Source organism: Deltaproteobacteria bacterium (assembly GCA_013151915.1).
Taxonomy (GTDB): Bacteria; BMS3Abin14; BMS3Abin14; order BMS3Abin14; family BMS3Abin14; genus BMS3ABIN14.
The window spans coordinates 1-5,784 of sequence record JAADHJ010000054.1; the positions used below are offsets into that span (position 1 = coordinate 1).

Genomic DNA, 5,784 nt, shown 5'->3' on the forward strand with positions numbered 1-5,784 from the left:
GGGCGACTTGTCGCGGCGAAGTTCGAAGAGCGAAGACGGAAGCTGCAAAGAGAATCACGGCGCCCTTCGGGCGCTACGGGATCGCTTCGCATAGTTTCAGCTCGCGATGACAGAGGGGGTGCGCACGATGACGCCGCTGTGTCATTGCGAGGAGCATCGAGGCAGACGAGAGTGACGCGGCAATCCCGGGCGACTTGTCGCGGCGAAGTTCGAAGAGCGAAGACGGAAGCTGCAAAGAGAATTCAGCTTCGCGAAACTTTGTTAACTTGCGGTCCTTTGCGGCAGCGCCTGAGAGTGGCGCCCTCCGCGGCCCTCTGCGATAAAACCTGTGCTTTAGAGCTGTAACGCAGAGTTACGCAAAGGCGGCCAACCCCGGCCGCGCCGCGGAGAACCGCAGAGAAAGGCTTGGGTTTAGTCAAAACCTGATCCATTATTTTACTTTGCGCGGCCCTTTGCGGCAGCGCCTGAGAGTGGCGCCCTCCGCCTGTCCTGAGCTTAGTCGAAGGGAGCCTATCGAGGGGAGCTTGCGGCTGCACTGTGGTATAATAATCAGGGTCTGGGATCTGGGGTCTAGCTATTTTACCCCGTTAAACATTGAACATTGAACATTGAACGTTGAACACTGGAACACGTTCCAGGTTCAGCGGTTTTTCTAAATTATTTCATCCAGAGAAATATTGGACCTGATTGTGATCCTTTTCAGTTTCCTTAACGCCGTCGCTTCGATCTGGCGGATCCGCTCTCTCGTCACACCGTAGTTCTGCCCGATAGCCTCCAGGGTCTTCGGTTCCCCGTCGTCCAACCCGAAACGCATGATAATGATATCTTTTTCGTTTTTATTAAGCTCGTCCAGCCACCCATAAATTAATGCGACCCTCTTTTCATCCTCGACCATCTGCGAGGGGGGAACCGTGTTTCTGTCCTCGATAAGATCAATCAATTCCTGTTTGTCTTCAATACCGACAGGGGTGTCGATGGAGGATGTTCGCCTGACTAACTGAAGGATGTTATGGACCTTGGAAAGGGGCATATCAAGATGCTCGGATATGTCCTCCGGGGAAGGATCCCTGCCTAATTTCCGGACAAGTTGGCGCTCCGCCTTCAGGACCTTGTTGATGGCCTCCGACACGTGCACAGGCAGCCTGATAATCCGCGCCTGATTGACGATCGCCCTCTCAACCGCCTGACGAATCCACCATGTGGCGTATGTGCTGAACCTGAACCCCTTCCGGTAGTCGAACTTTTCGACAGCCCGGATGAGCCCCAGATTACCCTCATCGATGAGATCGAGAAGCGGCAGCCCCCGGTGGATGTACCTTTTCGCTATGTTGACCACCAGACGGAGATTGCATTCGATCATCTCACGTCTGGCTTCATCGTCAAATTGAGAAACGCGCTTGGCGAGTTCCAGCTCCTCCTCAGGGCGAAGGAGCTTTGTCCTCCGTATCTCCTGGAGGTATATCCTTATGGGGTCCTTCGAAACATCCAGCGTTTTTCTTAGAGGTTTGGACTTGTTTGCAGGATCCCCGGAAATCGATTCGTCCTTTTTTCCGCCCATATCCCCCGATATTCTGGCACTTCTCCTTTGCCGTCAAGAGGTTCGTGGAAGGTACGCCAAAGGATTCTCGGGAACCCCACGCAAGCGTACCTCAAAGTGGAGATGGGGCCCCGTCGCCCATCCGGTCTTGCCGACTCTGGCAATGATCTGCCCCTTTTTGACACGGTCGCCCATCTTCACAAGGATGACCGAGTTATGAGCATAAACAGTCGATATTTCCCGGGCATGTTTGAGGACAACCACATTTCCGTATCCTTTCATGCCATGGCCGCTGTAGACCACCTTTCCGTCGGCCGCCGCCCTGACGGGTGTCCCGATGGGTGCAGGGAGATCGATACCCTGGTGGTTTTTCCCCTTCCTGGGCCCGAACCCGGAGGAAGGAGAAGCTGTGAGGGGCCACGCGATCCTGATGACCCCCGGGGAAGGCGCCGGCACCCGGCCGGGGTGATAGGGCTCGACATGCAGAACCCTCCTGGCCCCCGGTATGAAGAGCTTTCGGCCAACCGGAATGGCCGTGACATCCTCAATACCGTTAACCCATTGAAGGGTCTCTAGTTCCACCCCGTAGGATTTCGCAATACGCCAGAGGGTCTGGCCCTTTTCCACGGTGTGATAAACGCCTCCGAAGTCCGCAGAGTATCCCGGGTGCCCTGGAGCCCCGCTATCCCGGCGTACTCCCCCGCTCTGGGCGCAAGCGGCCACGAGCATGATAACAGGAATCAGAATGCCCAGTCGAATATTAAATTTCACGGGTTCAATTCTCCTCCGTCTGCCGCCTGTTCCCTTTGAAAAGGGGCTTCAGGATAAGAAACCCGCCCAGAAGGAGCGCCACAAAAACCAGGGTGAACCAGTTGAAATACCTCTCGATAAGGACCTTCATCTCCTCACCCCAAAAGAATATGGACCCCGCCACCAGGAAAAACCGGGCGCTTCTGCTTATGGCCGAGACCGTGGCAAACGGCAGAAACGGGATGGCAAAGGTGCCGGCCGACAGGGTGAATACCTTGTAGGGAATGGGGGTAAAGCCCGCGATGCCGATAGCCCACACCTCATACTTCTCATAGGCGTCCCTGACCATGTTGATCTTCGCCTCGGAAAAAAGCCGGTGAAGCAATGGCCGCCCTCCCAGCCAACCCAGGAAGTATCCGAATATACCCCCGAGAAGGGACCCGGCGGAACAGACAAGGGCGAAGACAAAAGCCTCCTTGGGACGAATCAGGGCCATGGCGATGAGCAGCACGTCAGGAGGAATGGGAAAGAACGAGGATTCCGCGAAAGCCAGCCCGAAGAGGGCAATGACGCTCGACGGACTCTGGGACCAGGCGATGACCCACTGGACGAGTCCGCTCATCGGCCATTCACCTCCCAGCCGTGTTTTCCCACGAGCCGGACAAAAACGCAGCCGCCCAGCTTCCTCTTCCTGATAGAACCGTCCCGGTACCGGGTCAACTGGATAAGTTCCTGGCTGAGGCTGCTGCCCACCGGCACGACCAGGATCCCGTCCTCAACGAGCTGTTCCACGAGGGGTTCCGGGATGGACGGCGCGCCGGCGGTCACTATGATGCGATCGAAAGGGGCGTACTCCGGCCAGCCCAGGGTGCCGTCCGAGAGGCGAACGAGAACGTTTTTATAGCCCAGGGAGTCAAGGGTCTTCCGGGCCTGCCCCGTCAGGGATGGGATTCTCTCAACCGAATAGACCTTGCAGGCAAGCTCCGCCAGAACAGCAGTCTGGTATCCCGACCCCGTCCCGACCTCGAGGACAGACTCCTCCCCGGTGAGGTTCAGAGCCTCCGTCATAAGGGCCACCATGTAAGGCTGGGATATGGTCTGGCCCTCGCCTATGGGAAGCGGGTAGTCTTCATAAGCGCTTCCCCGTTGGGTCTCCTGCACAAAGAGGTGCCGCGGGACCTTTCTCATGGCTTCCAGCACCCGTGGGTCCTTTATCCCCCTGGGCACGAGTTGGCTTTCGACCATCTTTTTCCTGGCCCAGTCGAGTCGTTCGGCCTTTCGGTTCAAGTATTATCCTCTCCGTCCCGGCCCCCGTCCCAGGAGCGTATGGCGCCGAGCGCATTATAGTCGGTCATGTCCGAGTGTAGGGGGGTTACGCTGATATATCCCCGGCCGACGGCGCCCACATCGGTTTCGGCGTCGTCCTCCACGGGGAGTTGGTCTCCCCCTATCCAGAAGTAGGGCCGTTCCCTCGGGTCTTTCTTCTCGACAACGCTATCGAGGAACTGACGGCGGCCCTGCCGGGTAACGGTGAACCTCTCCAGGTCCTGCCGGGGATTATCGGGAACATTGATGTTCAGTATAGTGCCTTCGGGAAGGCCGTTGCGTTCGACCCAGCGGCCGATCTTCAAGGCAAAGAGTCCCGCCGGTTCATAATCCAGGTTCCCGGCCTCAACGAGAGACATGGCGAAGGAGGGTATCCCCATGAGGTTTCCCTCTATGGCCGCCCAGACCGTCCCCGAATAGGTGATGTTGTGGCCAAGATTACCCCCTCTGTTGATGCCTGATACGATCAGGTCGGGCTTTTGGCCCTTGAGGATTACGTGGACGCCCATATGGATACAGTCCGTGGGGGTGCCGTCCACGGAATAGCAATCCTCCCCTACCCTTTCAATCCTCAGCGGATGGTGCAGGGTCAGGGAGTGGCTTACGGCACTGCGTTCCCGGTCCGGAGCGGCGACAACAACCCTGCCCAGCCCCATCATGGCCCTGGCAAGGGCCTGGATGCCGGGGGCGTTGACACCGTCGTCGTTGGTTACAAGTATGAGCACAGGCATTTTCCTGCTGATCGGAACACCAGGCATCCTAATCTATTCGACCGGGGTTTTTCAATGATCACTTTTCCACCGTTTCCCGCGCTGAATAGAACCGCCACGCTGTCCCGATGATTTCATCCAGGCCGGGGTACCGAGGCGCCCACCCCAGTTCCACCCTTGCCCTTGAGGAATCGGCCACGAGGACCGGCGGATCACCTCTCCTCCTGCCTCCCAGGACAACCGGTATCCTTTTCCCCGTTATCCGTTCGGCTTCCCGGATCACCTCCATAACGGAGAATCCCTTTCCATTGCCCAGGTTGAAGGCCCTGGCCGTAACGCCGTAGCCGATCATTTCCAACGCCAGGACATGTGCCCTCGCGAGGTCGGTGACATGGATATAATCCCGCAGACAGGTCCCGTCCGGCGTTCCGTAGTCGTCTCCGAATACGGTGATGTCGGACCTCTTCCCAATGGCCGCCTGGAGAACAAGAGGGATCAGATGGGTTTCCGGATCGTGCAGCTCGCCCGATTCCCCGTCCGGGTCGGCCCCGGCCGCGTTGAAATACCGCAGGGAGACGGACCTCATCCCGTGGGCGGTCCCGAAATCACCCAGGATGCCCTCCACAATGCGTTTCGACTCGCCGTAGGGGTTGATGGGGGTCAGGAGATGATCGTCAGGGATGGGCGAAGTTTGCGGAGTCCCGTACACCGCCGCGCTGGACGAAAAGATAAAGCCCATCACACCGGATTCCAGAAGCGCCTCCAACAGGACAAGGGTCCCCGACACGTTATTCTGATAGTACCTACCCGGATTAAGAACCGATTCACCCACCTGGATGTACCCAGCGAAGTGGATGCAGGCGGAGGGGCGGTATTTTTCCAGAACCTCCTTTACCCTCTTCGCATCACCTACATCCCCAACTTCCAGAGGACCCCATTTCACCAACTCCGCATGGCCGGTGGAGAGGTTGTCGTAGGAGATGGGAGTGTATCCGGATTCGGCCAGGGCCTTGCACGTGTGGCTGCCGATGTATCCGCCGCCGCCGGTGACCAGAACTGTTTTTTCATTGGAATCCACGAGATGCAACTTACATGGTCCGGAGGGCTGAGACAAGGGGTTGGATCATGTCCAACGGATTCAACTAGTCCCAGAGTCCAGTGTCCAACGTGATGAAATGGCTAGATCCCAGACCCTGGTTATTTCACCACAGTGCAGCCGCTCACAGGCTGCCCCACGGGGTTTCACCAGCCGTCGCTGAAGCTACGGCCGGCAGGCAGGGTTAAATCAAAAAAATATTCCCCTCACCTGACTTTTTTGCGTAACTCTGCGTTACAGCTCTAAAGCACAGGTTTTATCGCAGAGGGCCACTGAGGGCGCCACTCTCAGGCGCTGCCGCAAAGGGCCGCAAAGTAAAATAATGGATCAGGTTTTGACTAAACCCAAGCCTTTCTCTGCGGTTC

At 57.4% G+C, this 5,784-nt stretch carries 6 protein-coding genes; all 6 read right to left on the reverse strand.

The annotated features are described in order from the left end of the window. Positions 1-652: 652 nt before the first annotated feature. Positions 653-1,558 carry a sigma-70 family RNA polymerase sigma factor gene (locus GXP52_10085; GenBank protein NOY87631.1) on the reverse strand — a complete coding sequence of 302 codons (906 nt, stop codon included), beginning with the start codon at positions 1,556-1,558 and terminating at the stop codon, positions 653-655. Between the two features lie 33 nt (positions 1,559-1,591). Next, complete coding sequence (locus GXP52_10090) at positions 1,592-2,308, reverse strand: LysM peptidoglycan-binding domain-containing M23 family metallopeptidase (GenBank protein NOY87632.1); 717 nt, start codon at positions 2,306-2,308, stop codon at positions 1,592-1,594. Positions 2,309-2,312: 4 nt separating this feature from the next. After that, complete coding sequence (locus GXP52_10095) at positions 2,313-2,909, reverse strand: DedA family protein (GenBank protein NOY87633.1); 597 nt, start codon at positions 2,907-2,909, stop codon at positions 2,313-2,315. Next, a complete protein-coding gene (locus GXP52_10100; protein ID NOY87634.1) occupies positions 2,906-3,532 on the reverse strand; it encodes a protein-L-isoaspartate(D-aspartate) O-methyltransferase in 627 nt (208 codons plus the stop codon). The genes GXP52_10095 and GXP52_10100 overlap by 4 nt, the downstream gene beginning before the upstream one ends. 38 nt (positions 3,533-3,570) lie before the next feature. Beyond that, the gene (gene surE / locus GXP52_10105) at positions 3,571-4,338 is read right to left on the reverse strand and encodes a 5'/3'-nucleotidase SurE (protein ID NOY87635.1); all 768 of its coding nucleotides are present in this window, start codon (positions 4,336-4,338) and stop codon (positions 3,571-3,573) included. 64 nt (positions 4,339-4,402) lie between these two features. Continuing rightward, positions 4,403-5,401 (reverse strand): UDP-glucose 4-epimerase GalE, encoded by a 999-nt coding sequence (gene galE / locus GXP52_10110; protein ID NOY87636.1) that lies wholly within the window; start codon positions 5,399-5,401, stop codon positions 4,403-4,405. Positions 5,402-5,784 lie beyond the last annotated feature (383 nt).

Excerpts from the sequence above, each read along its gene's own strand:
- GXP52_10085 (NOY87631.1), bottom strand. The coding sequence starts at position 1,558 with ATGGGCGGAAAAAAGGACGAATCGATTTCCGGGGATCCTGCAAACAAG.
- GXP52_10095 (NOY87633.1), bottom strand. The coding sequence starts at position 2,909 with ATGAGCGGACTCGTCCAGTGGGTCATCGCCTGGTCCCAGAGTCCGTCG.
- GXP52_10100 (NOY87634.1), bottom strand. The coding sequence starts at position 3,532 with ATGGTCGAAAGCCAACTCGTGCCCAGGGGGATAAAGGACCCACGGGTG.